Raw genomic sequence first — 25,265 nt, 5'->3', positions numbered from 1 at the left:
CGAACGCGTGTTCGAGTATGATTTGGGGAGGGGATCGGGGGATTCAATGAGTGTCTTGTTGTCGGACGTGGTTTCGGGTTCTGCGGTGGGGTTACGTGGACGTCTGTGGCAGTTGTCGGCTGCTGAGTTACGTGCGGCTGCGGTGTCGGCGAGCGCGGAGATTCTTCGTCTCGAGGCTGTGCGGGTGGCAGTGGTCGACGAACTCTCGATGCGCCCGGATGATCAGGTGATTGCCAGCCGCGGCGTGGGGTCCTGGTTGGCGGCTAACACGATGCTGCAGGTTCGGGACGGGAAGAAGATCGCCGCATTGGGTGCAGCTTTGCGGCCGTTTCCGGCGGTGGCGGCTCGGTTCGATGGCGGGGATTGCTCCTTCGAGCACGCCGTGTTGATCGTGGCGTTCTGTGAATCACCACCGAAAGGCATGCCGGAGGAGGCGCTACCGAAGTGCATCGATTTGTTGCTCGCTGCTGCGTCGGGTGTGGAGGCGACGACGACGAAAGTGCGGAACGTGATCGCGACCTTGGAGCGGTTGTTCGAATCGGATGAGATTCCGCCCGCCGAAGATGTCGATCTCAATGAGTTGCGGATCGCGTCGACGCTCAATGGTCGGGTGGTGATGCGCGGTGATTTCGATGCCCTCACCGGGGAAATGCTGTTGTCTGCGTTGTCGAATCTGACGATGCCGACCCCGGCACCGGACGGGACTCCCGATGCTCGGTCGGCGGCGAAACGGACCGCGGACGGGTTCACCGAACTGATCCGGCGTTATCTCGATTGCGCCAAGACTGGTACCGATGGTGGTCAGCGTCCGCATGTGAATGTGCACATCAATGCTCGGGATCTGGCGGAGCACCGGGACTGCGCCGCAACACCCTCCATGGCTGATGGTGAAGAGTCTCTGTCGGATCTTGATGTCGGGCACATGCCCTGGCTCGGGCCACTGTCCGTGTCGCAAACCAGACTCCTCGGGTGTGATTGTTTCCTCTCCACCGTGCTGCTCGACGATCACGGCACGCCCTTGGATGCGAAACCCGGAAAACGATTGGTCACCCCCGAACAGCGAGTGGCGTTGATCGCCCGAGACAGAGGCTGCGCGTTCCCGGGCTGCACATGTGTACCGGCCTGGACGGATGCGCACCATATCCGGCACTGGGCCAACGGCGGCCCGACGGTGATGAACAACCTGGTCCTGCTGTGCCGTTCGCACCACCGGTTGATGCACCGGAAATCAGGGTTAGTCGGGAAGTGGGCGATTCGGATCGGTGTCGACAACAAACCGTGGTTCATCCCGCCACCCTCGATCGACCCCGGACAGCAACCCAGGCCGGCGAACACCACCTTCAAAACCTGAGAGGTCAAACCTCTTTGGCGACAACAGAACACGGACCAGCGCCGCATCGAGGAGACCTCGATGCGGCGCCAAAAAACATGCTCAGCCCAAGTCGGCGACAATCCGCTCGGCGAGAGGCCGTGACGACGCCGGATTCTGACCGGTGTAGAGCTTGCGGTCCACCACGACATAAGGCGACCACGCCTCAGCCTTCGAGAATTTGCCGCCCAATTCGCGTAGGCGAGTTTCGAGCAGCCACGGAGCCTTGTCCGCCAGACCAGCCTGCGTCTCCTCTTCGTTGGTGAACGCGGTCAGCTGATAGCCGTCGAACAGCCAGCTTCCATCGGGTCTCTGGGCCGGCAGGAGTGCCGCCGGCGCGTGACAGACCGCCGAGACCACCTTGTCCGCGTCCAAGAAGTTCACGAGAAGCTCACCGAAGGATGCCGACACCGCAAGATCCTCCATCGGTCCATGTCCACCCGGTACAAAGACCACGTCGTAATCGGCAGCATCGGCGTTCTCCAAAATCTCCGGCGAATCGAGCACCGGCTGCAGATCGGCGATGTACTTGCGCATACGGTCGGCGCCTTCTTGCCCGCCGTTCACCTCGGGCGCCAGACTTCCCTCGTCCACAACGGGAGCTTTACCGCCAGGCGTCGCGATCACGATCTCGTAGCCGGCGTCGACGAAAACGCGATGCGCCTCGACCAGTTCTTCCGCCCAGTACCCGGTCGGGTGGGGTGTTCCGTCCTTCAGCGTCCAGTGATCTGCAGAAGTGACCGCAAACAACAGCTTTGTCATCGCGCAACCTTTCGTCGGTAAAGGAACCCATTGGTGACAAGACACCATCTTCAAGGCCCGATCAATGAAATAACGTCCAGTCAGTGCAACACGCTGCCCTTGTGAGAATTCCTCACCACCGCAGAATCACGTCACCCGTCAGGTCCCGATCGGCTTGCCGAACAGTCCTGCGACGAGTTCACCGACCGCATCCACCCAGACTGGCCAGGTCCTCTGATCAAGCGCCATGGATCCAGCGTCGAAGGTGCTGCATCCCTGCTGAGCAGGCACACCAGCGAACCGATCACGAAGCCACAGTAGAGCACTCGGCAATGCGACGACTTCCATGCTGACGTGCTCACTGAAGTGGTCTCTGGTGTAAACGACACTCGCAGAAGGATCTTGGCAATAGGTATCGACAAGTTTGTTCACCGGGCCAACAGGCACCAACCAGTCGGGATTCGACTGATAAATGTACATCGGCACGTCAGGAACCGACTTACCCATGGCAGCTCGGGAGAGCGCAGCTCTCACCGTGGGGTGTTGGACGGGATCTCCCGGGACATCGAGGAAGCCCTTGATGTTGAGGAAGGGCACTGCAGCTGACGTCCAGAGCATGCACAGGTTGTCCTTGGCAGCGAAAAGCGCTCGGCCGGCAGGGTTTATGTGCTGATCGATGAAGCCTGCAAGTTCAGGATCTTCTCGGCTCACTCCGATTACACCGGCAGCGACGATCCCGGCCCCTAGAGCGTTGTTGGCATTGTCGAGCAAAGCGCCGAGATCCGCGGCAACACCACCTTCGGCGACTCCGACGATATTCAGTTCCGGCGCGTACGCCTGCCGTATTTCAGCTGCGTGACCAGTAGGAATCGATCCACCCGAGTAGCCGAGCAGCCCTACGCGAGTTGACCGCCCTTGTAGCTCCATGGGTTCGAAGTTCTCAGCAGCACGGATACCGTCGAGCGTGATCCGGGCCGCGACGGGGCCGGAGGCGAAGGAAGAATTGGGTCCCTGATGATCGGGCACCGACAATGCCCAACCCTGCGCCAGTGCCGCCTGCACTTCGAGGAATTGAGCCCCACCGGTCGCAGCGCCCGTCACCAGCCACGGCAACGCGCCTTGCTGCATGACATACGAAGGTGCGCAGTAGTTTCCGAGTGAATCCTCTGCCATCTGAAAGGACAGCAGCGGGCGCGGGCCTCCATCGCGAGTGTCGCCACGCGGCTTGATCACTGTGGTGACAGCAGGAATCGCCTCGCCCGCAGCATTATTGGATCGATACGAGATCTGCCACGCATCCACGTTGGTCGGAATCAGGTTGAGAGTACCGAGATTCACCGCACGAGCGGCGATGATCTCACCCGGTTCCCTGGATTCGACGACCTCGACAGGCGGTTCATAGAAGGCCTGGTCCAGTTCAGGCAAAGGCGGTGCGACCGCAGGCGGCAGGGCAGGCTGGACCTGAATTTGGGCGGGAACACCTTCGTCCGGTGCCGCTGAGGCAGGTGCCGAAAGTCCGATCTGCCCGATTACTGCAATCACGGCAATTGCGAGGCCCCCGCGTTTTCGGTCAGTTGTCCAGCGTCGTCCCATACCAATTCCTCCCCGGAAAAGCACAGATTGCCTTGTGTTGCCGCAGTTCTCATCACGAGCACACAAGTTAGATGCGAGTGTCTAACACATTGAGGACGAGAGTAGAGCGTTGTGGGCCGGATTACAATCCCCTGGTGTTCGTGACCTATTCGTCGGTGCGAAGGGGCGCGTCGTCGATCAACGCATTCAAGAGCACCGTCATCAGATCGACCAGTACCGACACGGGAGGACGAGGCTCCGCAGTGCTCCACTGGTGCACCAGCGCGGTAAGCGCGCCGATGAAGGCGGTGGACGCCCACCGGTAACCACCCGGCGGTTCGTAATCTTCGCCCACGATCCCTTTGATGATCGACTCGAAAAATGTTGCCCAGACCGAACGTTGGTCCACACGATGCTTTTCCACCCGGGGACTGACACCTACGACGTCGATGAAGGCAACGTGTGCGCGTCGTGGGTCACTTCCGACCGACTCGACGAAGGCGGCCATGGCCGTCGCTGCCTTGTCACGGAGATTGACCGAAGGCTCTGCATCGAGTGCGTCGACCATTGCAATTCTGGCGTCGAGTTGAATCTGGTCATACAGCGCGAGGAGTAGATCCTCGCGACTACCGAACTCGTCGTAGAACTGCCTTCTGGCCAGACTCGCGGACGCGCAGATATCCGCCACCGAACTTCCGGCATACCCCTGGTCCGCAAACACGCTGAGAGCAGCATTCAAAAAGAGAGAACGGCGTTCGGCCTTGCGAGCCGCGACCGACCTTCCGCCGTAGTTTCTGTCTGTTTCAGCAATTGCCACGTCTGCCAGAGTATGCGGCATCGCGCCGCACACAAAACGCATCTGACCTGCTGCAAAGTTCCTTCACCACCACTACCGGCGCACCGGCACTGCAGCACGATCAGGCCAATACGAAGGCCACGGCAAAAAGTGTCCAGGCGGCAGCGAGAACCGTTGACGCCGCAGTAACTGCCCCGGTCACGGCAGGTCGAGTGCTGCGGTTGCGCGCGGCGATGATTCCGACCGTTATCAAAGTCAATGCCACCAGGAACGACAAAACCACGATTTTCACCAGCAACCCCTTCGACGACGGTCAACAGAACCGGAGACTATTTAGATAGTACACAAATAAATCGTGCATTAATTAAACTCAAAGTCTGTCAGGGGATTCTTGACAGAATTCAACAGCGCCTGTCAGGCTAGTCCTGACGAAAGGAGAACTTCTCATGGAAGACCTGATCGAACGCGCCCTGACTGCGAAGATCGAGACCGCCGCGATCACCACGGTCAACGCCGCGATCACCGAGGCCGGCACTCAGGCAGACAAGATTGTCGGAACAGATCCTTTACCTGGCAGCCCTGAGTGGGAGGCAGAACAGGACACCGACATCCCGGCGCAGCGTCAGATGGCGTGGCAGTTGGCCTGTTTCCGGATTCAGCTGGCCGCAGGTATCGATTCGACGGCAAGCGTCATGAGCCTGCGTAGATTCGGCGCAACATGGTCAACCATCGGCCGCGCAGCGGGAATGACCCGTCAGTCCGCGCATGAACGGTGGGGTCGACGTGTATCGGACATGCTCGATCCCTACGGAGTCGGGATGCCGCCCATGGTGCCCAATGATGATCCGACTCAGCCCTGACTAACAATCGCGTGACTAACAATCGCGTGACTACCGATCCGGCAGCAGCGCATCGGCTTTCGCGACCAGCACAGCGCGCTCACGCTCGTTCCCGGCCAGCCGAGCCGCTTCGAGGAGTTCGGTTCTAGCCTCCTCGGATCGGCCGAGCTGACTGAGCAACTCCCCCCGAACGCTGGGAAGCAGGTGGTAGTCGGCCAGTTCACCTGAAGCGACAAGCTTGTCGACGAATTCGAGCGCAGGGCCAGGACCGTATGCCATGGATACCGCCGCCGCATGATTGAGGTCGACCACGGGCGATGGCGCCAGTTGCGCCAGAGCCTCGTAGAGGATCACTATCTTCTTCCAATCGGTGTCTTCGAAAGTTGCTGCTCGCGCATGACATTCGGCAATCGCCGCCTGCAGGCCGTACGGGCCTCGTCCACGCCCGACGGCGTCAGCTCGTTCCAGCGCGGCAAGCCCACGTGAGATCTGTAGGCGATCCCACCTCGTCCGATCCTGGTCAGCCAGCAGGATGGGTTCACCGGTCGAGGTTGTCCGAGCGCCGAATCTCGAGGCTGTCAGCTCCATCAAAGCGACAAGGCCGTGTACCTCGGACTCCCTGGGGACCAATTCGGCGAGTATTCGCGCGAGCCGCAGAGCCTCAGCACTGAGCTCCGCCCGCATCCACTCGTCCCCGGAACTGGCTGCATAGCCTTCGTTGAACACCAGGTACAGCACTCCGAGGACCGCGCTCAATCTGCTCGAAAACTCTTCTCGCCCTGGAACTTCGAAAACCGCTTTCGAGGCGGTCAGCGCCTTCTTCGCGCGGACTATCCGCTGCTGCACCGTCGCCGTCGGCGTGAGGAACGCTTTCGCAATCTCTTCCGTGGTCAAACCGCCCACCACCCGAAGCGTCAACGCCACCTGCGCTTTTCGATTCAACACGGGATGGCAGGCGATGAACATCAGGCGAAGGACATCGTCGTCGATGCGGTCCGGATCCCAGCTGACGTCGTCGAAATGTGAAGCGTCGTTCTCGAGTTCACGCGCAAAGTGGGCGTAGCGCTCGTCCAACCTCTCACGTCGTCGCCACCCGTCGATCGCTCGTCGTGTCGCCACAGATGTCAGCCAGGCAGCGGGGTTTCTCGGAACCCCCGTCGCGGGCCACTGCTCGACGGCTTCGAGCAGAGCCTGCGCGGCCAGATCCTCGGCGAGATCAAGATCTCCGACGGTGCGAGTCAACGTGGCGACAATCTTCGCGGATTCGATACGCCAGACCGCGTCGACAGCCTTTCTCGTTTCTTCTCGCACCGCCTCGTCGGTCATGGTTCAGCCTGCGACCGGACGATCGGTACCGAGCTCTTCACGCCAGCCTGCCTCTTTCTGGATGTACTCGTTGTCCTGATCGAAGTCCGACATCTCGCTCACGCGGCGTACCTCGAGCTTGCTTCCGGGCCCGAGCGGGCAGCGCTTCGCCCATTCCAAGGCTTCGTCTTTGGTCGACGTCTGAATGATCCAGAATCCCGAGAACAACTCCTTCGTCTCCCCGTACGGGCCGTCGGAGACCAGCGGAGGATCGGACTCGAAATCGACGATGAATCCCTCCTCCATCGCCAGTCCCTCACCGGCCAGCAAGACACCTGCCTTGATCAGGGACTCGTTGTACTGCCCCATCGCCGCGATGATCTCGTCGAAGTCCATGTCCTTGGATGCTTCGATAGCCTCATCGGTGGAACGCATGATCAGCATGTACTTCATGAGAATCTCCTTCGTTCGTGGACCGCTCTGTTCGGTCCCTCTGCTTACACGTCGAACGGCGCACTCACCGATCGACAAACTTCCGAAACAATTTTTCCGAGGACATAACCGCCGGTCGCGATACGCTGCCCACGGTATCGGCGGACGGGCCGTCGGGCCGGTCAGAAGTCGAGAAATCCCGGCACAACTTCGCGAACGAGCCCGGTCGCGTCAGTGCTCCCGTAGAAATACACCGACCCGTAACCGAATAGGTACTCCTCTACGAAATCGGGGTGGGACTCGGCAACCACCGGCCACCCCTCTTCGTTGATCTGGAACAGGAAGCTGTGTCCATCCGCCTCCACGGATTCGGCATACGACGGTTCGTTCTGAATGAGCACCGGTTGCGGAGCTATCAACACCAACGGCATCACCTCGTCGTCCGAGGGAATCCTGATCAACGCCGCGCTGCCAAGGCCCGCATGGCTGCCCGCCGATTCCGCACTTCGTGACGACGAGGGGTGCAGGACTGCCCTAACCCCGATGTCCGGGTATTCGAGGTCGTCGTCGCCGATGGAGAAACCTCGACGGATGAAGACCGAAAGCTCTCGCGCGCCGAGCCACGGCGCCGTGTGTGCCTCGAGCGTCAGAAGGTACTCGTGCGAATGCAGAATCGCCTGACCAGCGAAAACTTGCGGAGGTCGTCCACCAATCCGTGCCCCACTTTTCGAATCGCTCGAACCCACCCCGAGATGTACCCTGTCCACCGGCGTCATCCTAGGGAGATCCGACGGGTGTCGGAGGGAGACTCTCCGATTTCCTACAATCCGCTGGTGACGTAGGCCACATTCAGGCTCGATGATGGGTGCATGACAACATTCCCGACTCTCGACCCCGAACTCGCCGCGGCACTCACCATGCTCCCGAAGGTGGACTTCGCTGACCTCCCCAACGCACGGGCCACCTACGACGCTCTGGTCGGCACCATGTTGGCCGACCTGTCATTCGACGGAGTCTCGCTTCGTGAACTGTCGGCACCCGGCCTGGACGGCGATCCGGAGGTCACGATTCGTTTCTTCACCCCGGACAACACTGCCGGCCCTGTCCCCGTTCTGCTCTGGATCCATGGCGGCGGATTCGCAATCGGCACCGCAGAATCCAGCGATCCATTTTGCGTCGAGGTGGCGCGGGAACTCGGATTCGCCGTTGCGAACGTGGAGTACCGCCTCGCCCCCGAAACCCCCTTCCCCGGCCCCGTCGACGACTGCTACGCCGCACTCCTCTACATCCACGCCCATGCCGAGGAGCTGGGGGTCGATCCACGCCGCATCGCAGTGGGAGGGCAGAGCGCAGGCGGTGGACTGGCCGCAGGCACTGTCCTCAAAGCCCGTGACGAGGGCGTTGTGCCCGTGGCCTTCCAATTCCTCGAAATCCCTGAACTCGACGACCGTCTGGCGACGGTCTCGATGACGAACTTCGTCGACACCCCCTTGTGGCACCGCCCTAACGCCATCCTGTCGTGGAAGTACTATCTCGGCGAGTCGTATTCCGGTCCCGAAGATCCTGACGTGTCCATTTACGCTGCGCCGTCCCGGGCTACCGACCTCACCGGTCTGCCGCCGACCTACCTGTCCACCATGGAACTCGACCCGCTCCGCGACGAAGGAATCGAATACGCCCTTCGGCTGCTGCAAGCGGGAGTCAGCGTCGAATTGCACTCCTTCCCCGGAACCTTTCACGGGTCGGCACTGGTCGCGACCGCCGCGGTCAGCGAAAGAGGTGCCGCCGAAGCCCTCACTGCGCTCAGGAGAGGGTTGCGTTCGCTCTCGCCGGTCTCGTAGCGTTGCGAGATGCAAGGACTGATGTACCGGCTTGCCGAGCTCGATGCAGACTCGGCAGGCCTGGTACGTGTCATCGATTACTTCGACGCCCTCGTGCGGCACGGCTCCGACACCGCGTCTTTGCTTCGTGCGAGCGCGCAGTTGGCGGACTGCGTCGTGGGTATCGAGATCGTCGAGCGCGGCAGAAGCAAGAAGAATTTGCGCCGTTGCGATCCGCGCGGCCGATGGTCACCCGATCCTCAGCTCCCACCGAGCATGACCAGAAACATTGCCGTAGACGACGAGGTTCTCGGAACGGTATGGATCGAACGACCCGGGGCCAGCTTGCCACTCGACGAAATGCTCGTCGACCGGATGGCCCTGACCGCAGCGATAATTCTGCAACCGCGACGCCTGCCTACCGAAGCCGAGCACACTCGAAATCTGTTGTTCCCGATGGATGAACTCGCGGTGCTCACCTCCTGCGCCGGTCTCGGTGTCGAACCCCATACCCCAGTCCGTGTAATGGCAACCAAGGCAGTCTCAGGCACGGCCGAAGGTGCTGCACACCTTGTCATTTCGCCAGATTACAAACCTGGCAAAGCCACTGGGATAGACGCTGACGGCGAGTATCTGAATCTCGTGACGGGTTCGTTCGCGGCGACACCCGAGCTGTCCGAGGCCGCGCTGTCGTCATTCATTCGCGCCGGAATATCTTTGACTGCTCCCGCTTCCGAAGTGAGCACAATACTGAGCACTGCACGATTCGCTCGTACACAGGCGTCGGCAACAACACCGATCGTGAACGCCGACAATCTCGGCGCCCTCAACCTCTTGGCGCCGGGACCACACATCGATCACTCGCGAATACCGGATCTGGTTCGTGCCGAAGAGATCGGCGATACCAAACAGGGGTTAGAACTACTCGAAACCTTGAGGTCATACCTGCAGTCCGGAACCTTGAGGGCCGCAGCAGATTCCATGCATCTTCACCACAGCAGCGTCGCGCACCGATTGGCGAAACTGTCCCAGCACGTCGGATTCCACGTCGATTCCATCGAGAACCGAGCACGCGCAACGGCCATGATGCTGGTCCTCGATGGCGGATAGGACCCACCGCGCATCACAGGTACTACGCAGTGGTTGACGATCTTTCGCGTTCAGCGAGCGCAACAAACGGCGCAAGCGCCGGATTCGGATTATCCGGCCGGTAGGTCACTGCCACGTCGAGAGTTGGTTGCTCACCAGCGATCTCACATAGATGGACACCCGGGATGCGGAGCATCCGCGCTCTGCCCTGGGGGATCGGCGCAATACCCACCCCGTCCGAGACGGCATGCAGCACCTGCTCGTCGTCGGCCTCGAATCGAACGATGCTGGGCGCCCCGTTTGGCCAAAGTTGGTCGAGCGTACGCAAATACATCCCCGGGGCGTTGGCCTCCGGCCAGAACACAACGGGGACGTCCACCAGATCTCCGAGTTCGAGCGTCGCTCGACCACCGAACGGATGATCCACGGGAACAGCGACCAGGATAGGTTCGGTATCGAGGACGATCAGGGGAAGTTCTCGATCGTCTTCATCGAGCGGCGGGCGAACAACCGCGATGTCGACGGCTCCGGTTCGGACGAGGTCGACAGTCTGCGCCGAAGTGCCACGATGAACGACAACTTCGACGCCCGGGTAGAGCCTTCGATAGGTGCTGACCAGATCCGCGACTGCGCCGCCCGCCCACGAACGGGTGTACGCGATGCGCAGTTCTCCGTCCACACCGCGCGCGGCCAACCGAATTCGTTCGACAGCCCGGTCCGCACACCCGATCAAAAAGCGCGCCTCTCGTACCGCCACCTTGCCGGCTTCCGTGAAGGTGAACTGCGGACCCCGACGATCCACCAGCGGAACTCCGAGTTCGCGCTCGAGAACCTTGATCTGTTGACTGAGGGCCGATTGCGCGACGTGGACGTTCGCAGCGGCTCGAGTGAAGCTCCCATGATCCGACAGAGCGATCAGATAACGGGCACGCTGCAGGTTCATACGGCTATTATAAGAAAAACAGATGGTGGTGTCACTACTTGGTCTTGGACACGGCATCACCTGAGGTCGGAGGATCGAGTTCACGTTGATCCACCGTCTGTCTCCCGAAAATTGTCACCCGAACGATCACAAGGTTGCACATGAATCCCCGAGCACTCACTGAACCTGCAACAGACGCGAGGCTTATCGACGCCCTCGCAGAGATCGTCGGCCACACGCATGTGCTTACCGATCCCGAACTGATCGAGGGCTACACACGTGACTGGACGGGACGTTGGATCGGCGACGCGATCGCGGTCATCCGCCCCGGCAACACCTCCGAAGTGTCTGCGGTTCTTCGAGCATGCTTCGACGCGGGGGTTCCCGTCACACCGCAAGGCGGCAACACCGGACTGGTCGGTGGTGGAATCGCCTCGACTGGGTCCGTGGTGCTGAGTACCAGACGTCTGGAGACGATCGAAGCCGTCGACCCCATCGGTCGGACAATCGCAGCCGGCGCCGGCGTGACCGTTGCTCGCGCCGACCTGGCCGCATCTGCACACGGTCTCCGCTTCGGAATCGATTTGGCATCAAAGGAATCCGCAACACTCGGCGGCATCGTCGCAACCAACGCCGGTGGGACGCGCATGGTCCGATACGGAAATACACGCGCACAGATACTCGGTATCGAAGCCGTGCTCGCGGACGGTTCGGTACTGAGTAGATGGACTCCACTCGTCAAAGACAATGTCGGATACGATATTCCAGGACTTCTTGCCGGCAGCGAGGGAACGCTCGCAGTCATCACCAAGGTCCTGATGAAGCTGGTCACCCCGGCGACCGACACCCAGGTCGTGCTCGCGGGTGTGCGCGACGTCGATCAAGCGCTTCATTTGTGTAATCGCGTGCGTCAGAGCGGATTGACCGTCGAAGCCGCCGAAATCATGACTGACGACGGCATCTCCCTCGTCTGCGCACACACCGATGCCCGTCGCCCGTTCGGCACCCCTTCACCGATGTACACACTCATCGAGGTGTCATCACCGCGCGAAACGGAAGAGTCGCTCCTCGAAGTACTCTCCGACTCTGCCGACCTCATCGAGGACGCGACGGTCGAGCCTGGGCCGGCTCGAAAACTGTGGACTCTGCGGGAAAGCCATACCGAAAGCATCAGCGCGTCGTCGACGACGCCGGTAGTCAAGCTCGACATCTCCGTCCCCTTGTCCGTGATGGGAATGTTCATCGACAACCTCCGAGATAGCCTGGCACAACGATTCCCCCTCGTGCGGCCAATCCTGTTCGGGCACTTCGCCGACGGAAACATTCATGTGAACCTTCTGGATGCCGAGCCGAGGGTCGCACACGAACTGACCGATATGGTGTTCCGACTCGTCGCCGCCCACCATGGAAGCATCAGCGCCGAGCACGGGATAGGCCGCGCGAAGTCGCCGTGGATATCGCTGGGGCGCACTGAAACCGACATTGCCGCAATGCAGCTGATCAAATCCTCCTGGGATCCCCGTGGAATCCTCAACCCTGGAATACTGTTGCCGGAAAAAGTCGGGTAAGCAAAAGGGGTCTCGTGCAGGATCTTTACGTCGTCTCTCATCCTCATGCCGAACACACAGCGCAGGACGTAGTCGGCGGTTGGCACAATTCGGTTCTCACCCCCGCTGGTCGGCGCGATGCAGGTTTGATCGCCGAAGCGCTGAAACGACGACGCACAGGAACTTCGCGCCCGGTCCGCATCACCTCGTCCGACCTCAATCGTTGCACCGAGACATCCACGATCATCGCCCGGACACTCGATGCTCCGGCGACAACGGATTCACGATTGCGCGAAATCAGCTTCGGCGAAGCCGAAGGACGCCCGAACTCGTGGCTGGCCCAGCGGCAGGTCCCGGCCCCTGACAACAACCGCCTCGATCACCGTGGCCCCGTTGCCGGTGCCGAGACCCGCCGCGACATCGCATCAAGGGTTCACGAATGCGTTCACGAACTGATGGACGATCTCGATCACGATCACATCGTCGTAACCCACGGCTTTGCACACACATTCGTCGTCTCCGCCTGGCTACAGATTCCCGTCGAAGCCGCAGGATTTGCGACCTTCGCGACCACCCCGGGTGCAATCACACATCTCCGACACGACGACTACTGGCGCAACCGAACCCTCGTGCAACTAGCTGATACGACGCACCTGGACTGTGGCACGATGGCCTGATGCGCCATGTCTCCGACGACGAACGCCGTGCTCGCATAGGAGTACGTCATGCGCTGGAGCCAATGTTTCACGTCGATTCGCCGGAAGCTGCCACGCGGGCGATGACGGTACTGCACGCCACCGAGTCAGCGACGGTCTATCTGTCTTGCTGGGCGAGGGTTCGGTCCGTGGACGCCGCCGACGTCGACCGCGCCCTGTACGACCAACGCAGTCTCGTGAAGCAATTGGCAATGCGCCGCACACTCTTCACCTTTCCCCGCGACTTGCTGCCGGCCGCGTGGTCGAGTGCGTCCGCCCGCGTCGCGAACACCGAGCGGGCACGAATGGCCAAGGATGTCGTCAAGGCCGGACTCGCCGTCGACGGCAACGACTGGCTCGATCGCGCACGGACGGAAGTGCTGAAGTTGCTCACCGATAGGCCTGAAGGGCTTTCAGCGGTAGAGATTCGTCAGGCCGTGCCGATGATCGACGTCAAGGTCGAGGGTTCGGCAGGTGAAATCTGGTCGGCACCCAGGGTTCTCACGCATCTCGGGGCGACCGCAGACATCATGCGCGGCACCAACACCGCCCGCTTCCCCGTCTCACGCCCACTGTGGACTCTCACTCGACACTGGCTCGACGACGCCCCCTTCGATCTCGAATCTGCAGACGGCTATCGAGAAATGGTCCGCCGTTGGCTCTACACCTTCGGACCGGGCACGGAAGACGACATCGTCTGGTGGCTGGGCTCGACGAAGACGGTCGTCCGGGCCGCCCTCGCCGAACTCGACGCCGTTGCAGTCTCACTCGACGGAGGCGACACCGGCTGGTTGCTACCCGATGACGTCGCCACGGTGCCTGATCCAGGTCCTTGGGTGGCACTCCTACCGGTGCTCGACCCGACGGTCATGGGGTGGAAGAACCGTGACTTCTACCTCGGCCCGCACCGCAACCAACTCTTCGACACCCGCGGTAATGCCGGCGCCACCGCTTGGGTCGACGGTCGCGTCGTTGGGTGCTGGATCCAAGACGAAACCGGTGTGGTGCACGTCCGATTGCTCGAGACCGTGTCAGCGTCTGCGCGACGTTCTCTCGATGCCGAGGCGGCGCGCCTCACCGAGTGGCTGGGCGGCGTCAGAATCGGCACGGGGTACGTCTCACAGGCTATGAAGCAGGCGGCTGAAATTGCTGGAGCCACGCCTTGACGATGTGACCAGAACGCTGTTGGGCCTTGACCCCGCGGGTTGGACACGCTTGATCCTGGTCTCAGACCAGGGAAAGCGAGAAGATCTAACCCGATGGCAAAGAAAAATTACTCCGAAGAGTTCCGCCGCGACGCAGTCGAGCTGTACCGCGACACCGGCGGCGCGACCGTAGCCGGGATCGCCGCCGATCTCGGCGTATCCCACGGCTCCCTGACCACATGGCTGAGAAATGCGGGTATCCCGATCCGCAGACCCGCCGCCACCGCTCCGGGGCCCGGCACCGGCGAGACACCCGAGCAGGAAGCCGCCAGGCTCCGCGCCGAGGTCGCACACCTACGCGCGGAGAAAACCAAGCTCGAAACTGAGCGAGACATCCTGCGGTCGGCGGCCAAATATTTCGCCGGAGAGACGAATTGGTGAACCGCTTCCAGTTCGTTGCAGACCACTCCGACACCTACCCGGTGAAGCGGTTGTGCCAGGTCATCGATATCGCCCGCTCGTCGTACTACGCATGGATCAACGCCGCCGAGAAACGAGCCGCCCGGGCCGCAGCCGACGCTGAACTCGCCGACAAGATCCGCGCCGTCCACACGGTGGACAACACCTACGGGCGGCCCCGGATCACCGCCGAGATCAATCACGGACAACCCGCCGACCAGCGGATCAATCACAAACGGATCGCACGGATCATGCGCGCCAACAACATCGAGGGCCTGCGACTGCGCCGAAAACACCGCACCACCATCGCCGAACCAGCCGACACTCCGTCGCCGGACCTGCTCAACCGTGATTTCACCGCGATCGCACCGAATACCCGATACGTCGGTGACATCACGTATCTGCCATGCGGGGACAATGAGTTCTTGTATTTGGCCACGGTGATCGACTGCTTCTCCCGCCGCCTGGTGGGCTGGTCGATCGCCGAGCACATGCGTACCGAACTCGTCGAAGATGCCTTAGGTGCCGCAGCACTGACCCGCGGCGGTCTTGCCGGTGCAGTGTTCCACGCCGATCGCGGAAGTCAATACACCTCAAAGGGTTTCGCGATGATCTGCGCGGATTTGGGTGTTGCGCAATCGATGGGAGCGGTGGGCACGAGCGCGGACAATGCCCTGGCCGAGTCGTTCAATGCGACACTCAAACGCGAAACGCTGCAAGGCGCAGCCCGCTGGGAATCGCCCCGGGCGGCAAGGCTCGCGGTGTTCCGGTGGATCACCCGCTACAACACCCGACGCCGGCACTCGTACTGCAACTATCTCAGCCCTGCCGACTACGAAAACGCTCACACATCCGATAGCCTGCAGAAAGCCGCGTAATCACAAACCCCGTGTCCAGTTTCCGGGGTCAAGGCCCGTTCTAGCTGGTCTTTCTGCTAACGCCATCCATGCGCGGCAAGGCAACCATCGACAAGTGTACGAAACGTACAGTACACTTCGAACTTCACCGATTGACCGATCTAGGAGGATCCATGGAAGGTCAAGCAGTTCGTGAATACGGCGCGTACATCGATGGAGCGTTCCGAGCCATCGGCACATCCACCTTCGAGGCGCGTGACGCCGCTTCCGGCGCTCTGCTCGCCACACTGTCCCGATGCGGGGCAGAAGAAATCAATGATGCGGTCGAAGCCGCCGGACGGGCATTTCCGGCGTGGGCAGGCCTGACGACCGAAGAACGGTCCGCACAAATCTTGCAGTTTGCCGCACTGGTGGAGGAACGAACTGAAGAGCTTGCCCAACTCGAGTGCATGGACACCGGGCGACACATCAGGGAGATGCGAGAAGACTATCGGGCCGCAGTGTCGCACCTACGATACTTTGCGTCAGTTTCGTTGGCGCACCACGGTTTCGGCCGCGAATTGGCCTCGGGGTATCTGGTTGCGAAACGGGTACCATTGGGCGTGTGCGGACAGATCACTCCCTGGAACGATCCCGTTGTGATGACGGCATTCAAGATTGCTCCCGCTCTCGCTGCCGGAAACACCGTCGTACTCAAACCTGATGAAAATGCCTGTGTTTCAGTCATGGAACTGGCGAGGATCGCCGCCGAAGTGTTCCCGAAAGGCGTTCTCAATGTTGTACCCGGCCTCGGCGAAGAGGCCGGCGCAGCCCTGATCGGTCATCCGAAAGTCAGCAAACTCGCTTTCACCGGGAGCACCGAAGTCGGCCGGCTGGTGGCACACGCCGCAGCATCCCGACTGATCTCGACCACTCTCGAACTCGGCGGCAAGAGTCCGAGCATCGTCTTTCCTGACATCGACGACGTCGATGCGGTAGTCGCAGACGCGACCTCCGGCGTCCTGATGTGCAACGGTCAATCCTGCTTAGCCGGAACACGTCTGTTCATCCACGAGGATATCTACGACGCCTTCGTGGAAAAACTCGTCGCCGCATTCCGATCGTTGCGAGTCGGGCCACCTCTGAGTGAAGACACCGAACTGAGTGGCCTGATTCACCAAGAACATGCCGATCGTGTGATCTCGATGATCGATTCCGGAATCGAAGAAGGCGCACAACTACTTACCGGCGGCAAACGAACGGTAGTGCCGGGATTCGAAGCCGGAAACTTCGTCGAACCGACAATTCTGGAGGTCACGAACTCGATGCGAATTGCGCAGGACGAAATATTCGGACCTGTTTTGTGCGTCCTCAAATGGAACAATTACGAGCAAGTGATCACAGAAGCGAACGACACTCCATACGGGCTCGCTGCTGGGATCTATACCTCAAACCTGAAGAACGCCATGGAAACCGCGGACCATCTCGATGCGGGCTGCGTCTGGATCAATCAGTACTTCAATCTGGGAGGCGGCGTCCCCTTCGGCGGATTCAAGGAAAGCGGTCTCGGGCGAGAGTTCTGCCTCGAGACGCTCAACGAATACACCCAACTCAAATCCATCACTGTCGCCACGTCGACGCCCACGACAAACCAAGGAAACACACATTGAATATCTCGGGAAATACCATCTTCATTGCCGGCGGAACCTCCGGTATCGGACTCGCACTTGCAGTGGGCCTGCAGAACGAGGGGAACAAAGTAATCATCGGTGGGCGGCGATCCGCTCTGCTGCAAGAGATCTCGGACAAGTACTCGGGCATCGGCACGGTCGTCATCGATGTGGACGACCCGAAATCCATTCGAACGGCGTATGAATCCGTAACGGAGGACTTTCCCGATCTGAACGTCCTTGTGACGATGTCGGGAATCATGTACCCGGAGGACCTGAAGAACCCGGACTTCCTCGACGTCGCCGAACGAACGATCACGACGAACCTACTCGGGACTATTCGACTGGTCGGCCAGTTCATTCCGCATCTGTTGACGAAGCCGACCGCCACCATCGCCACTGTGTCATCCGCCGTCGGCTTCGTCCCACTTCACATCACGCCCACGTACAACGCCACGAAAGCTGCCGTTCATCTCTTCACCGAGAGCATGCGCGTTCAACTCGCCGATACTTCGATCCAGTGCATCGAACTCATCCCACCGGGCGTCCGCACCACACTGATGAACCAGGAGAACTCTGAATCGGCTCTACCCCTTGATGATTACATCGAAGAAACCATTGCTCTACTGAAAGCTGACGACAACGCCACAGAGATTGTGGTCGAAGCGGCCAAGCCACTTCGTCATGCCGAGATCAACGGTGAGTACCAGAACGTGCTGAAAATGCTCAGCTGACAGTGCCGAGTTGACACACATCGCGCAACGCTGGAGAGGGCAGTACCCTCTCCAGCACAAAGGATTTCAGCGAATATTCCCTTTAGACACCGTTCCGGAGTCCACGAACCGCATGATCGATGATCGAGCGCACCGTGTTGTCGTCGATACTCGCGTGCCCCACCAACATCCGGTAGATCAAGGGACCAAAGAAGAGATCGATCGCTTCCTCGATCTCGATGTCGTCGCGGAAGTATCCGGACTCAACACATCGTCGAATCAGTTCGGCGAAGCCGCGACGACGTTCGTCGAGGAAGAAGGTACGGAAGTATGCAGCCGTCGTCGGGTCGTTGGCACACGCGCCGACAAGTTCGGCAAAGATCGACCCGAGTGGACCTCGGTAGAACCTTCCGATGTCCTCGAGGTAATCGTTCAAATCGTCTTGCGCACTGTCGGTCTCCGGAAACGTCAAGTGCCGGGCCATGAGCACACCGAACGCTTCAGCGGCGATCGCCTGCCGCGACGGCCAGTGCCGATACAGCGTGACTTTGCTGACGCCCGATTGCTCGGAGATCGCATCGATGGTCGCCGCCTTCATTCCCCCGGATTTCAGAAGCGCTTCCGCTGACCGAAGGGCCTTCTCGTGGGCCGCCTCGCTACGTGCACCGCTCGGAGGAGTGAGCAGTCCAGCCTGGGCGCCGGCCGAGTCTCGAAACACGCCGTCATCGGGAGCGCGCTTACCCATGTCCACTCCTTCGTCCTTCAAGACCGTGCAGCACAGAACATTTCCCGGAATCGGACGACCCGGAACAGCCCAAGGCAGCAGTTCGTCGCGACAGCTACTAGTCGTATCGTACACATGGCATCCTGAGCAGAATTAGCAAGGCCACTTCAAAGATCTCAATCATATTGCGTCCATGCATGATTCAAACAACCAGCGCAAGACTCTCGTTTATTACTCAAAAGTAAGATAGCGTGTGGTCGTCATCACATCAGCCCGTCAAGTACCGAGAGACATACGAAACCGAAGGGTCGATCGTGGCATCAAAGATTCTCTTTCAGGGAGCGGTGGCGCTGACAGCCATTGCACTCACAGGCATCACAGCACCTACTGTCGCCGCGCAACCGTCGGCGGATTCCTTCTATCAGTACAACGGTTCGGCACCGCTGTCGTCGTATCAGCCTGGGGCCGTGCTCAAAACGAGAACCTTGCCCTATCACGTCGTCAACATTCCTACCCCGTTGCAAGCCGTACAGGTGTTGTACCGGTCGACCGACGCTCTCGGCCGGCCGTCTGCGAATGTCACATCGATTCTTCGACCACCCAATGCCCAGCCGGACAAAGTTGTCTCGTTCCAGTCGGCCTACGATTCGCTGAACCCGGAAGACGGGCCGTCACGAGCAATCGCGCGGGACACCCCGATCGGCAGCCTTACCGCCAGCGGGCGCAATGTCGCCTTCGGCGGGACTTTCGCTTCCGGCGAAGCCGTCATGTTCGGTCCTCTACTGGCACTGGGCTACACCGTCGTCATTCCCGACACCGAGGGCCCGAACGCGGACTTCGCGGCAGGACCCGAATACGGAATGATGACTCTCGACTCCCTCCGTGCCGCTCGCAACACTCCCGAGACAGGTATTTCCGACTCAGCCGAGATCGGTCTGATGGGATACTCAGGCGGAGCAATCGCCACCAACTGGGCGTCCATCCTCGCTCCGGACTACGCCCCGGACATCAACGAGGACCTGATCGGCGCCGCCCAGGGTGGTCTGTTGGTCAACCCGGCAAACAACCTCCGGTACGCAAACGGAAGCATCGGTTGGGCAGGCGTTGTCGGAATGGCCGTCGTCGGACTTGCCCGTGCCTACGACATAGATTTCGATCCGTATCTCGGCGATCGCGGACGCGAACTCCTACCTCGGATCGAGGATGCCTCGATCGGGAACGTCATCCTGCAGTACCCGGGGGTGACCTGGCAGGACCTTGCCAAACCAGAGTATGCGAACCCCAACTCGGTGCCCGAGTACGTCGACGTCGCCAACAAGATCAACATGGGCAACGCGCCGATACCCACCATCCCGATGTTCATCGCTCAAGCCGCAAACGGAGTCCTCGAGGGTACCCAGCCAGGTGGACCGGGCGTCGGCCCTGGCGACGGAGTCATGGTTGCCGGGGACGTCCGCTCACTCGCCACTCGCTATTGCGACGCAGGTTTGTCCATCCAGTACGACCAGTACGACACCATCAGTCACGTTCCGGGTGGCGCGCTGTGGCTCCCCGGCGCCATCACCTGGCTCAACGACCGTTTCAACGGAAGTCAGTTGCCGAACAACTGCTCGAACATCGCACCGGGCAATTCCCTGGCGCCGGAAGAACACGCGGCGGGCTGACAAATCCAACAGTCGCATCAGATACCGATTGCCAGATCGTCGATGTCTGCGAGCGTGCCGCCGTTTTCGAGGATGCTCGTGTAGTTCCGAAGTCTGTTCTGATCTATCTCGGTAGTGCTGACCCCTCGCTTCCAGTACCCGAAGACAACTACATCGTCCTTCGCCAGGCCGACTGTCTTGCGGAAATGCGCTCGAATGGCTCGCATCTCGTCCCGTTCCCCGGCACCCCACACCGCGTAGTCTCCTGGGTTTTCGAGTTCGACGGCGTACTCGGCGAGGCCATCTTCGACATGGTGCAGCTCGAGGCCGGGGATCACGGGTAGTTCCGCGAAAGCCTCGGCGTCACCGGTGGCGACCCAGCCGACGCCGGTCAGTCCCTCGGGCCACTGAAGCAGAATCGAATAGAGGGCAGGTATCGCGGTATCGTCGGCGAACAGTGCGACGCGGCGCCCGGCGATCTCGGGAACGAGGAAGTGCGGGCGAGGACCGGTGAGTGAGAACGTGTCACCCACACGCAGGTCGGCGGCCCACCTCATCATCGGGCTGGTGTGGCCGTGCAGCACTACGTCGAAGGTCATCGAACTGCTCGGCGCGTTGCAGGTGCGCACCGTGTAGACGCGAGAGACGTCGCCGTACTGCGGACCGAGCTGGATGCGAAATGCGACGTTGGGCCGCAACCAATTCGGGTCGTCCGCCGACGAAGTCAACTGGACGGCGATGCGCAAGATGCTCTCGGTCGGCCGTTCGACGCGTTCGACGACGGCAACCACGTCGTTGAGACCGCGGTCGTGGTCTTCTCCGCGTGGCGCCTTTGCCGACGCAGACGTTTCAGTTTCTTCAGGTCGAGATGCGGTAGTCATTGATATCTCCTGATCGGTGGTTCAGTTGTGGACGGGTAGCTGACTGACAGGTCTTCGATCACGCGGAACAACAAGTGGCCGTCCGGTTTCCGGGTCTTCGAGAACCAGCGCCTCGAGGTCGAAGACTTCGCGCAGTAACTCAGGGGTGAAGACGTCCGAGGCACTGCCCTGCATGACAATTTTTCCGGACCGCATGGCAACTACGTGCGTGGCATATCGGGCCGCGAGGTTCAGGTCGTGCAGGACCGCGACCAATGTTCGACCGGACTGGTGGAGTTGGGAACAGAGGTCGAGAACCTCGATCTGGTGGGCGATGTCGAGAAAGGTGGTCGGTTCGTCGAGCAACAACACCGGGGTGCGCTGCGCAAGCGTCATGGCGATCCAGACCCGCTGACGTTGTCCCCCACTCAGCTCGTCTACCAATTGGTCTGCTGCATATCGCATTCCGACTTCATTCAGGGCCTCGGAGACAACATGCTCGTCTTCGGGTGACCACTGGCGCAGCATGCTCTGATACGGATATCGGCCGCGGGATACGAGGTCTGCGACACTGATTGCTCCAGGCGAGAGCGGGGACTGTGGCAACAGGGCGATTCGCCGGGCGACTTCTTTGGTTCGATAGGACCGAATATCGTTACCGTCGAGCACAACACGACCCGATCGAGGTGTCAGCATTCTGCCGAGCGCACGCAACAATGTCGACTTGCCGCACCCGTTCGGTCCGACGACGACGGTGAACCCTCCATCGGGGATCTCGAGACTCAACTCGTCCACGATGGTTCGATCGGCGTACCGTAGTTCGATCTTCTCGGCGCGCAGCCGCGATGTTGGGGTGGCAGTAGTCATGAATCTCTTTCGTAGCGAGTTTTTTCAGGCCTGACGAGCGAGCAGCCAGATCAGATAGGCACCACCGAGCAGACTGGTGACGAGACCGACCGGAGTGCGGAGACCGACCTCGACCGCTTGCGCGATCAAGTCGGCGCCCGCCAGCAGAACTGCGCCGAGCAGAAAGGAAGTCGCGACAAGAACACCGCTGCGCCGTGCCAACCGTCGTGCGATCTGGGGAGCGGCGAGCGCCACAAATGCGATGGGGCCGGTGGCCGCGGTCGCCGCGCCGGTGAGCGCGACCGCAAGCAGAATGCCGGCAAATCGGTATCGCTCCACGGAGATCCCGAGCGAGGACGCTGCGTCGTCGCCCATCTCCATCATGGTGACGCGCCGGGACACCACGACGAGAGCAGGAACGAGAACACCGACGGCGATCGCAACACTGACCGCGTGTGGCCAACCGCGCCCGGTCAGCGAGCCGGCCGTCCACTGCTGCACAACGGTGGCGTCGTCGATATCCGCACGCACCACCAGGAACGACATCACGGCGCTCAGCATCGCGCCCACACCGATACCGACCAGGACAAGTCGAAGACCGCCGCTGACTCCGTCTTTGCGTGCCAGCGCGTACACCAGAAGCGCCGTCAGCATGCCGCCGAGAACAGCGGCGCCCGCGGTCTGCAGTACCCCGCCTCCGAAGAAGACGATCTGAACCACGGCTGCAGTCGCAGCGCCGGTGGTGAAACCGATGATGTCCGGCGAGCCGAGAACATTGCGCGAAAGCGTCTGGAAAACCGCGCCGGCCACACCGAGGCTTCCGCCCACACCGATCGCCGTGATCAGTCGAGGCAGTCGGCGATTCTGGACGGACCGAACCGCCGCTGGGGTGCCTTCGCCGTGCAGGGCACGCCACACATCCCCCAAGGACAGATCCAAGGTTCCGTACATCAGCGTGGCAAACGAGAGCGCCGCCAATGCCGCACTGATTGTCACGGCTACGAACAGCACTCGCGGAACTATCCGCCACGAGTACGGCCCGATTCGAACCACCCAACCGCGGAACAGCGGTGGAACCGGCTGCGCCGCAATCGCGTTCACAGCGACGCCACCCGACGCGAGCGAACGAGCGCAACAAACAAGGGTCCACCGAGCACCGCCACGGCGATCCCCGTCTGCAGATCTCCCGGCGCGGTGGCAACGCGACCGAGAACGTCGGCCAAGAGCAGAAATGCCGGGGCGACAACGAGCACGCACGGCAGAAGAAATCGCAGATCCGGCCCGACGACGCCGCGCACGATGTGCGGCGCAGCCAGGCCCACGAATCCGAGCGGTCCAGCCGCCGCAGTTGCGGCCCCTGCCAGCAGAATGACTGCGACAGCGGATCCGACCCGTGCGGGTCCGGTGCTGGCACCGAGCCCTTTGGCGACATCCTCGCCGAGCGCGATTGCGTTGAGTGGACGAATCAGCAACAACGACAACACGATACCGACGATGACGAAGGGCAGAACAGTGACGATCACGTCTCCGCCGCGGCCTTGCAACGAACCCACTGCCCAAAATCGGAACTGATTGAATGCGGCCTCGTTGCTGATGAGAACCATGCTGGTGAGAGCCGTGATCGCCGTCGCAACAGCGGCACCGGCAAGCGCCATGCGCGCTGGGGTCGCGGCGCTGCGATGCGCCGACCCCAACATGTACACACCTACCGAGGCAACGGCCGCGCCGGCAAGCGCGAACCACAGATAGCCGCCGACCGAAGTCACCCCCAGATAGGCAATCGCAATGACGACTGCTGCTGATGCTCCGGCGTTCACACCGAGTAGTCCCGGATCGGCCAGAGGGTTGCGGGTGATCGACTGCATCAGCGCGCCGGCAAGACCGAGCGCGGCCCCGACCACAAGCCCGAGAATTGTTCGAGGCAAACGTGATTCGATCACAATCAGGTGCTCGTTGTTACCGGCGTCGTAGGAAAGAACTGCATCGAGGACAGTGGAGACGGGGATGTTGCGTGAGCCGATGACGAGTCCGCCGACGGATGCCAGCACGATTACAACGATGGAGACGAGGACCAACAACCCCGCACGCGCGGCCGTCCCGGACCGCGGTGGCGCTTCGGTCCGGGACTGCGCAGAAACGCCCACGCGGTCATCCACCGAACGTGGACACCAGCGACTCGACCGTCTGCTTTGCACTGAAGTAATCGAGACGGAAAGCTGCCGTTCCCATCGCGTATACCCGATCACCCTTGACCGCAGGTTGATTCGCAAGGAGCGGGTCGGCCGCGAGTTGCTTCTCCACGTCCTTGGGCCCCATCGAGACGGCAAACAGCGTCTGCGCCCCGTCTAGTGCGGCAGACATGTTTTCGGAGCTGACGATCGCGACGCCGGAGGCACCCCGCTTGTCCGGAGCGACAAACTGCTCAGCGGGCTCGGCATAGGTGAAGCCGAGCGAGGCCAGCAGATTGCCCTGCGGGCTGTCGGCTCGGAACGTCCAGACACCGTCGGCACCCATGTAGACCAGTGCCGTCACCGGCTGCTCGGGAAGTTTGATCTTCGCGGCTTGGGTGGTGACCCAGCTGTCGTATTCGTCGACGGTTTTGGCGGCCTCGCTCTCGAGTCCGGTGACAGTCCCGAGCTGATCAGCGAGCTCCTCCCAGGAGCTGGCGCCGTAGTCGAGAAGAACAGTGGGTGCGATGTCGCTCAGCTGTGAGTAGGCATCGAGTGTCGAGTCGCCGCCGTTAGCGGAGCCGATGATCAGATCGGGCTCGAAGGTCTCGATCGCGTCGAGGTCCAGCTCGAGATTTCGGTAGAGCACCGCGACGCCACGATCAGCCGCCACGCCCGACCACTGGGAGAAAAACCCCTGGTCATCGGTCATTCCCGACGGCGTTGTCGCCGCACTCGCGACCACCGGCGCTCCGATCGCAAGCAGCGTGCCGGTCAACGACGGCGAGGTGGACACGATCCGAGTCGGCTTTGCAGTGATCTCGGTACTGCGGCCGCCGTGATCGACGGTGCGCGGCCAGCCCTCGGTGGCCCCGGAGGTTTCCTGGGTGCCCTCGGTTCCGGTGTCACTACCTGACGAATTCGAGCAGCCGGCAAGAGCGAGGGCGACGACCGCGGCGAGTACTGCCGCCGTCGGGCGTAGAGATCTGCGCATGAGTATGTGGCTTTCTGAAGATACGAGAGTGCGCCGCTGCGAACACAGTCGGCAGAGGTAAAGTTAGCCATACTTAAGTC

At 61.2% G+C, this 25,265-nt stretch carries 25 protein-coding genes; 11 read left to right on the top strand and 14 right to left on the bottom strand.

Annotated elements, in window-relative coordinates:
• Positions 1 to 46 precede the first annotated feature (46 nt).
• Positions 47 to 1,351, top strand: coding sequence for an HNH endonuclease signature motif containing protein (locus tag YH3_RS13155; RefSeq protein ID WP_064443553.1), 1,305 nt, complete (start codon positions 47 to 49; stop codon positions 1,349 to 1,351).
• Positions 1,352 to 1,432: 81 nt separating this feature from the next.
• Here the strand turns inward: YH3_RS13155 and YH3_RS13150 are convergent, their stop codons facing one another.
• From YH3_RS13150 to YH3_RS36035, 4 genes are all read right to left on the bottom strand, one after another.
• Positions 1,433 to 2,131, bottom strand: coding sequence for a type 1 glutamine amidotransferase domain-containing protein (locus tag YH3_RS13150; protein WP_030537402.1), 699 nt, complete (start codon positions 2,129 to 2,131; stop codon positions 1,433 to 1,435).
• Between the two features lie 138 nt (positions 2,132 to 2,269).
• A complete protein-coding gene (locus tag YH3_RS13145; RefSeq protein WP_102999526.1) occupies positions 2,270 to 3,703 on the bottom strand; it encodes a lipase family protein in 1,434 nt (477 codons plus the stop codon).
• Between the two features lie 145 nt (positions 3,704 to 3,848).
• Positions 3,849 to 4,541 (bottom strand): TetR/AcrR family transcriptional regulator, encoded by a 693-nt coding sequence (locus YH3_RS13140; RefSeq protein ID WP_080712795.1) that lies wholly within the window; start codon positions 4,539 to 4,541, stop codon positions 3,849 to 3,851.
• Positions 4,542 to 4,599: 58 nt separating this feature from the next.
• Positions 4,600 to 4,770, bottom strand: a complete 171-nt coding sequence (locus YH3_RS36035; protein WP_003943130.1) for a hypothetical protein — start codon at positions 4,768 to 4,770, stop codon at positions 4,600 to 4,602.
• 154 nt (positions 4,771 to 4,924) lie between these two features.
• Here YH3_RS36035 and YH3_RS13135 point away from each other — a divergent pair, with 154 nt between their 5' ends.
• Complete coding sequence (locus YH3_RS13135; protein ID WP_003942828.1) at positions 4,925 to 5,338, top strand: hypothetical protein; 414 nt, start codon at positions 4,925 to 4,927, stop codon at positions 5,336 to 5,338.
• A 30-nt stretch (positions 5,339 to 5,368) separates the two neighbouring features.
• On the opposite strand, the gene YH3_RS13130 is transcribed toward YH3_RS13135, so the two are convergent.
• From YH3_RS13130 to YH3_RS13120, 3 genes are all read right to left on the bottom strand, one after another.
• Positions 5,369 to 6,643, bottom strand: coding sequence for an RNA polymerase sigma factor (locus YH3_RS13130; protein WP_042922905.1), 1,275 nt, complete (start codon positions 6,641 to 6,643; stop codon positions 5,369 to 5,371).
• A 3-nt stretch (positions 6,644 to 6,646) separates the two neighbouring features.
• Positions 6,647 to 7,075, bottom strand: coding sequence for a YciI family protein (locus YH3_RS13125; RefSeq protein ID WP_007735729.1), 429 nt, complete (start codon positions 7,073 to 7,075; stop codon positions 6,647 to 6,649).
• Positions 7,076 to 7,236: 161 nt separating this feature from the next.
• The gene (locus YH3_RS13120) at positions 7,237 to 7,830 is read right to left on the bottom strand and encodes a hypothetical protein (protein ID WP_042448198.1); all 594 of its coding nucleotides are present in this window, start codon (positions 7,828 to 7,830) and stop codon (positions 7,237 to 7,239) included.
• A gap of 93 nt (positions 7,831 to 7,923) precedes the next feature.
• Here YH3_RS13120 and YH3_RS13115 point away from each other — a divergent pair, with 93 nt between their 5' ends.
• On the top strand, positions 7,924 to 8,895 hold the full coding sequence (locus YH3_RS13115) for an alpha/beta hydrolase (RefSeq protein WP_007735725.1): 972 nt from the start codon (positions 7,924 to 7,926) through the stop codon (positions 8,893 to 8,895).
• Between the two features lie 9 nt (positions 8,896 to 8,904).
• Positions 8,905 to 9,984, top strand: coding sequence for a helix-turn-helix domain-containing protein (locus YH3_RS13110; protein WP_228401475.1), 1,080 nt, complete (start codon positions 8,905 to 8,907; stop codon positions 9,982 to 9,984).
• 22 nt (positions 9,985 to 10,006) lie between these two features.
• Here YH3_RS13110 and YH3_RS13105 read toward each other — a convergent pair whose 3' ends face one another.
• Positions 10,007 to 10,906: a LysR family transcriptional regulator gene (locus YH3_RS13105; protein WP_064443552.1), complete on the bottom strand. Its 900-nt coding sequence runs from the start codon at positions 10,904 to 10,906 to the stop codon at positions 10,007 to 10,009.
• Between the two features lie 140 nt (positions 10,907 to 11,046).
• On the opposite strand from YH3_RS13105, the gene YH3_RS13100 reads away from it, so the two are divergent.
• The 6 genes from YH3_RS13100 (at position 11,047) to YH3_RS13070 (ending at position 17,971) form a co-directional block, all read left to right on the top strand.
• The gene (locus YH3_RS13100; protein ID WP_064443551.1) at positions 11,047 to 12,453 is read left to right on the top strand and encodes an FAD-binding oxidoreductase; all 1,407 of its coding nucleotides are present in this window, start codon (positions 11,047 to 11,049) and stop codon (positions 12,451 to 12,453) included.
• Between the two features lie 14 nt (positions 12,454 to 12,467).
• The gene (locus tag YH3_RS13095; RefSeq protein ID WP_064443550.1) at positions 12,468 to 13,109 is read left to right on the top strand and encodes a histidine phosphatase family protein; all 642 of its coding nucleotides are present in this window, start codon (positions 12,468 to 12,470) and stop codon (positions 13,107 to 13,109) included.
• Entirely contained in the window at positions 13,109 to 14,293 is a 1,185-nt protein-coding gene (locus YH3_RS13090; protein ID WP_064443549.1) for a winged helix DNA-binding domain-containing protein, read from the top strand. Before YH3_RS13095 ends, YH3_RS13090 begins: the two co-directional genes overlap by 1 nt.
• A gap of 93 nt (positions 14,294 to 14,386) precedes the next feature.
• Positions 14,387 to 15,609, top strand: a protein-coding gene (locus tag YH3_RS13080; RefSeq protein ID WP_085989823.1) for an IS3 family transposase whose coding sequence is annotated in 2 segments (ribosomal slippage) — positions 14,387 to 14,693 and positions 14,693 to 15,609 — 1,224 coding nt in all. Because the reading frame shifts where the segments join, the coding sequence is not laid out codon by codon here.
• Between the two features lie 152 nt (positions 15,610 to 15,761).
• Positions 15,762 to 17,237 carry an aldehyde dehydrogenase gene (locus YH3_RS13075; RefSeq protein ID WP_064443548.1) on the top strand — a complete coding sequence of 492 codons (1,476 nt, stop codon included), beginning with the start codon at positions 15,762 to 15,764 and terminating at the stop codon, positions 17,235 to 17,237.
• On the top strand, positions 17,234 to 17,971 hold the full coding sequence (locus tag YH3_RS13070; RefSeq protein WP_064443547.1) for an SDR family oxidoreductase: 738 nt from the start codon (positions 17,234 to 17,236) through the stop codon (positions 17,969 to 17,971). Before YH3_RS13075 ends, YH3_RS13070 begins: the two co-directional genes overlap by 4 nt.
• 82 nt (positions 17,972 to 18,053) lie before the next feature.
• Here YH3_RS13070 and YH3_RS13065 read toward each other — a convergent pair whose 3' ends face one another.
• Positions 18,054 to 18,695 (bottom strand): TetR/AcrR family transcriptional regulator, encoded by a 642-nt coding sequence (locus YH3_RS13065; protein ID WP_058038428.1) that lies wholly within the window; start codon positions 18,693 to 18,695, stop codon positions 18,054 to 18,056.
• 293 nt (positions 18,696 to 18,988) lie between these two features.
• On the opposite strand from YH3_RS13065, the gene YH3_RS13060 reads away from it, so the two are divergent.
• Positions 18,989 to 20,338, top strand: a complete 1,350-nt coding sequence (locus YH3_RS13060) for a lipase family protein (RefSeq protein WP_064444187.1) — start codon at positions 18,989 to 18,991, stop codon at positions 20,336 to 20,338.
• A 17-nt stretch (positions 20,339 to 20,355) separates the two neighbouring features.
• Here the strand turns inward: YH3_RS13060 and YH3_RS13055 are convergent, their stop codons facing one another.
• The 5 genes from YH3_RS13055 to fepB are packed head-to-tail and all read right to left on the bottom strand — an operon-like array spanning position 20,356 to position 25,185.
• Complete coding sequence (locus tag YH3_RS13055; protein ID WP_042448187.1) at positions 20,356 to 21,198, bottom strand: siderophore-interacting protein; 843 nt, start codon at positions 21,196 to 21,198, stop codon at positions 20,356 to 20,358.
• A 21-nt stretch (positions 21,199 to 21,219) separates the two neighbouring features.
• Positions 21,220 to 22,044, bottom strand: coding sequence for an ABC transporter ATP-binding protein (locus YH3_RS13050; protein ID WP_003943123.1), 825 nt, complete (start codon positions 22,042 to 22,044; stop codon positions 21,220 to 21,222).
• A gap of 24 nt (positions 22,045 to 22,068) precedes the next feature.
• Positions 22,069 to 23,124 (bottom strand): iron chelate uptake ABC transporter family permease subunit, encoded by a 1,056-nt coding sequence (locus YH3_RS13045; protein ID WP_082920586.1) that lies wholly within the window; start codon positions 23,122 to 23,124, stop codon positions 22,069 to 22,071.
• Positions 23,121 to 24,179 (bottom strand): iron chelate uptake ABC transporter family permease subunit, encoded by a 1,059-nt coding sequence (locus YH3_RS13040; protein WP_064443546.1) that lies wholly within the window; start codon positions 24,177 to 24,179, stop codon positions 23,121 to 23,123. The genes YH3_RS13045 and YH3_RS13040 overlap by 4 nt, the downstream gene beginning before the upstream one ends.
• Positions 24,172 to 25,185, bottom strand: coding sequence for a Fe2+-enterobactin ABC transporter substrate-binding protein (gene fepB / locus YH3_RS13035; protein ID WP_007735706.1), 1,014 nt, complete (start codon positions 25,183 to 25,185; stop codon positions 24,172 to 24,174). The genes YH3_RS13040 and fepB overlap by 8 nt, the downstream gene beginning before the upstream one ends.
• Positions 25,186 to 25,265: the final 80 nt, after the last annotated feature.

Origin of the sequence: Rhodococcus sp. YH3-3 (assembly GCF_001653035.1) — a bacterium.
Taxonomy (GTDB): Bacteria; Actinomycetota; Actinomycetes; order Mycobacteriales; family Mycobacteriaceae; genus Rhodococcus_F; species Rhodococcus_F qingshengii.
The sequence above is the reverse complement of the archived record's forward strand: the minus strand, read 5'-3'. Positions and strand labels throughout refer to the sequence as shown.

Coding starts and splice junctions, on each gene's coding strand:
- YH3_RS13155 (WP_064443553.1), top strand. CDS start 47: ATGAGTGTCTTGTTGTCGGACGTGGTTTCGGGTTCTGCGGTGGGGTTA.
- YH3_RS13150 (WP_030537402.1), bottom strand. CDS start 2,131: ATGACAAAGCTGTTGTTTGCGGTCACTTCTGCAGATCACTGGACGCTG.
- YH3_RS13145 (WP_102999526.1), bottom strand. CDS start 3,703: ATGGGACGACGCTGGACAACTGACCGAAAACGCGGGGGCCTCGCAATT.
- YH3_RS13140 (WP_080712795.1), bottom strand. CDS start 4,541: ATGCGTTTTGTGTGCGGCGCGATGCCGCATACTCTGGCAGACGTGGCA.
- YH3_RS13135 (WP_003942828.1), top strand. CDS start 4,925: ATGGAAGACCTGATCGAACGCGCCCTGACTGCGAAGATCGAGACCGCC.
- YH3_RS13130 (WP_042922905.1), bottom strand. CDS start 6,643: ATGACCGACGAGGCGGTGCGAGAAGAAACGAGAAAGGCTGTCGACGCG.
- YH3_RS13125 (WP_007735729.1), bottom strand. CDS start 7,075: ATGAAGTACATGCTGATCATGCGTTCCACCGATGAGGCTATCGAAGCA.
- YH3_RS13120 (WP_042448198.1), bottom strand. CDS start 7,830: ATGACGCCGGTGGACAGGGTACATCTCGGGGTGGGTTCGAGCGATTCG.
- YH3_RS13115 (WP_007735725.1), top strand. CDS start 7,924: ATGACAACATTCCCGACTCTCGACCCCGAACTCGCCGCGGCACTCACC.
- YH3_RS13110 (WP_228401475.1), top strand. CDS start 8,905: ATGCAAGGACTGATGTACCGGCTTGCCGAGCTCGATGCAGACTCGGCA.
- YH3_RS13105 (WP_064443552.1), bottom strand. CDS start 10,906: ATGAACCTGCAGCGTGCCCGTTATCTGATCGCTCTGTCGGATCATGGG.
- YH3_RS13100 (WP_064443551.1), top strand. CDS start 11,047: ATGAATCCCCGAGCACTCACTGAACCTGCAACAGACGCGAGGCTTATC.
- YH3_RS13090 (WP_064443549.1), top strand. CDS start 13,109: ATGCGCCATGTCTCCGACGACGAACGCCGTGCTCGCATAGGAGTACGT.
- YH3_RS13075 (WP_064443548.1), top strand. CDS start 15,762: ATGGAAGGTCAAGCAGTTCGTGAATACGGCGCGTACATCGATGGAGCG.
- YH3_RS13065 (WP_058038428.1), bottom strand. CDS start 18,695: ATGGGTAAGCGCGCTCCCGATGACGGCGTGTTTCGAGACTCGGCCGGC.
- YH3_RS13055 (WP_042448187.1), bottom strand. CDS start 21,198: ATGACTACCGCATCTCGACCTGAAGAAACTGAAACGTCTGCGTCGGCA.
- YH3_RS13050 (WP_003943123.1), bottom strand. CDS start 22,044: ATGACTACTGCCACCCCAACATCGCGGCTGCGCGCCGAGAAGATCGAA.
- fepB (WP_007735706.1), bottom strand. CDS start 25,185: ATGCGCAGATCTCTACGCCCGACGGCGGCAGTACTCGCCGCGGTCGTC.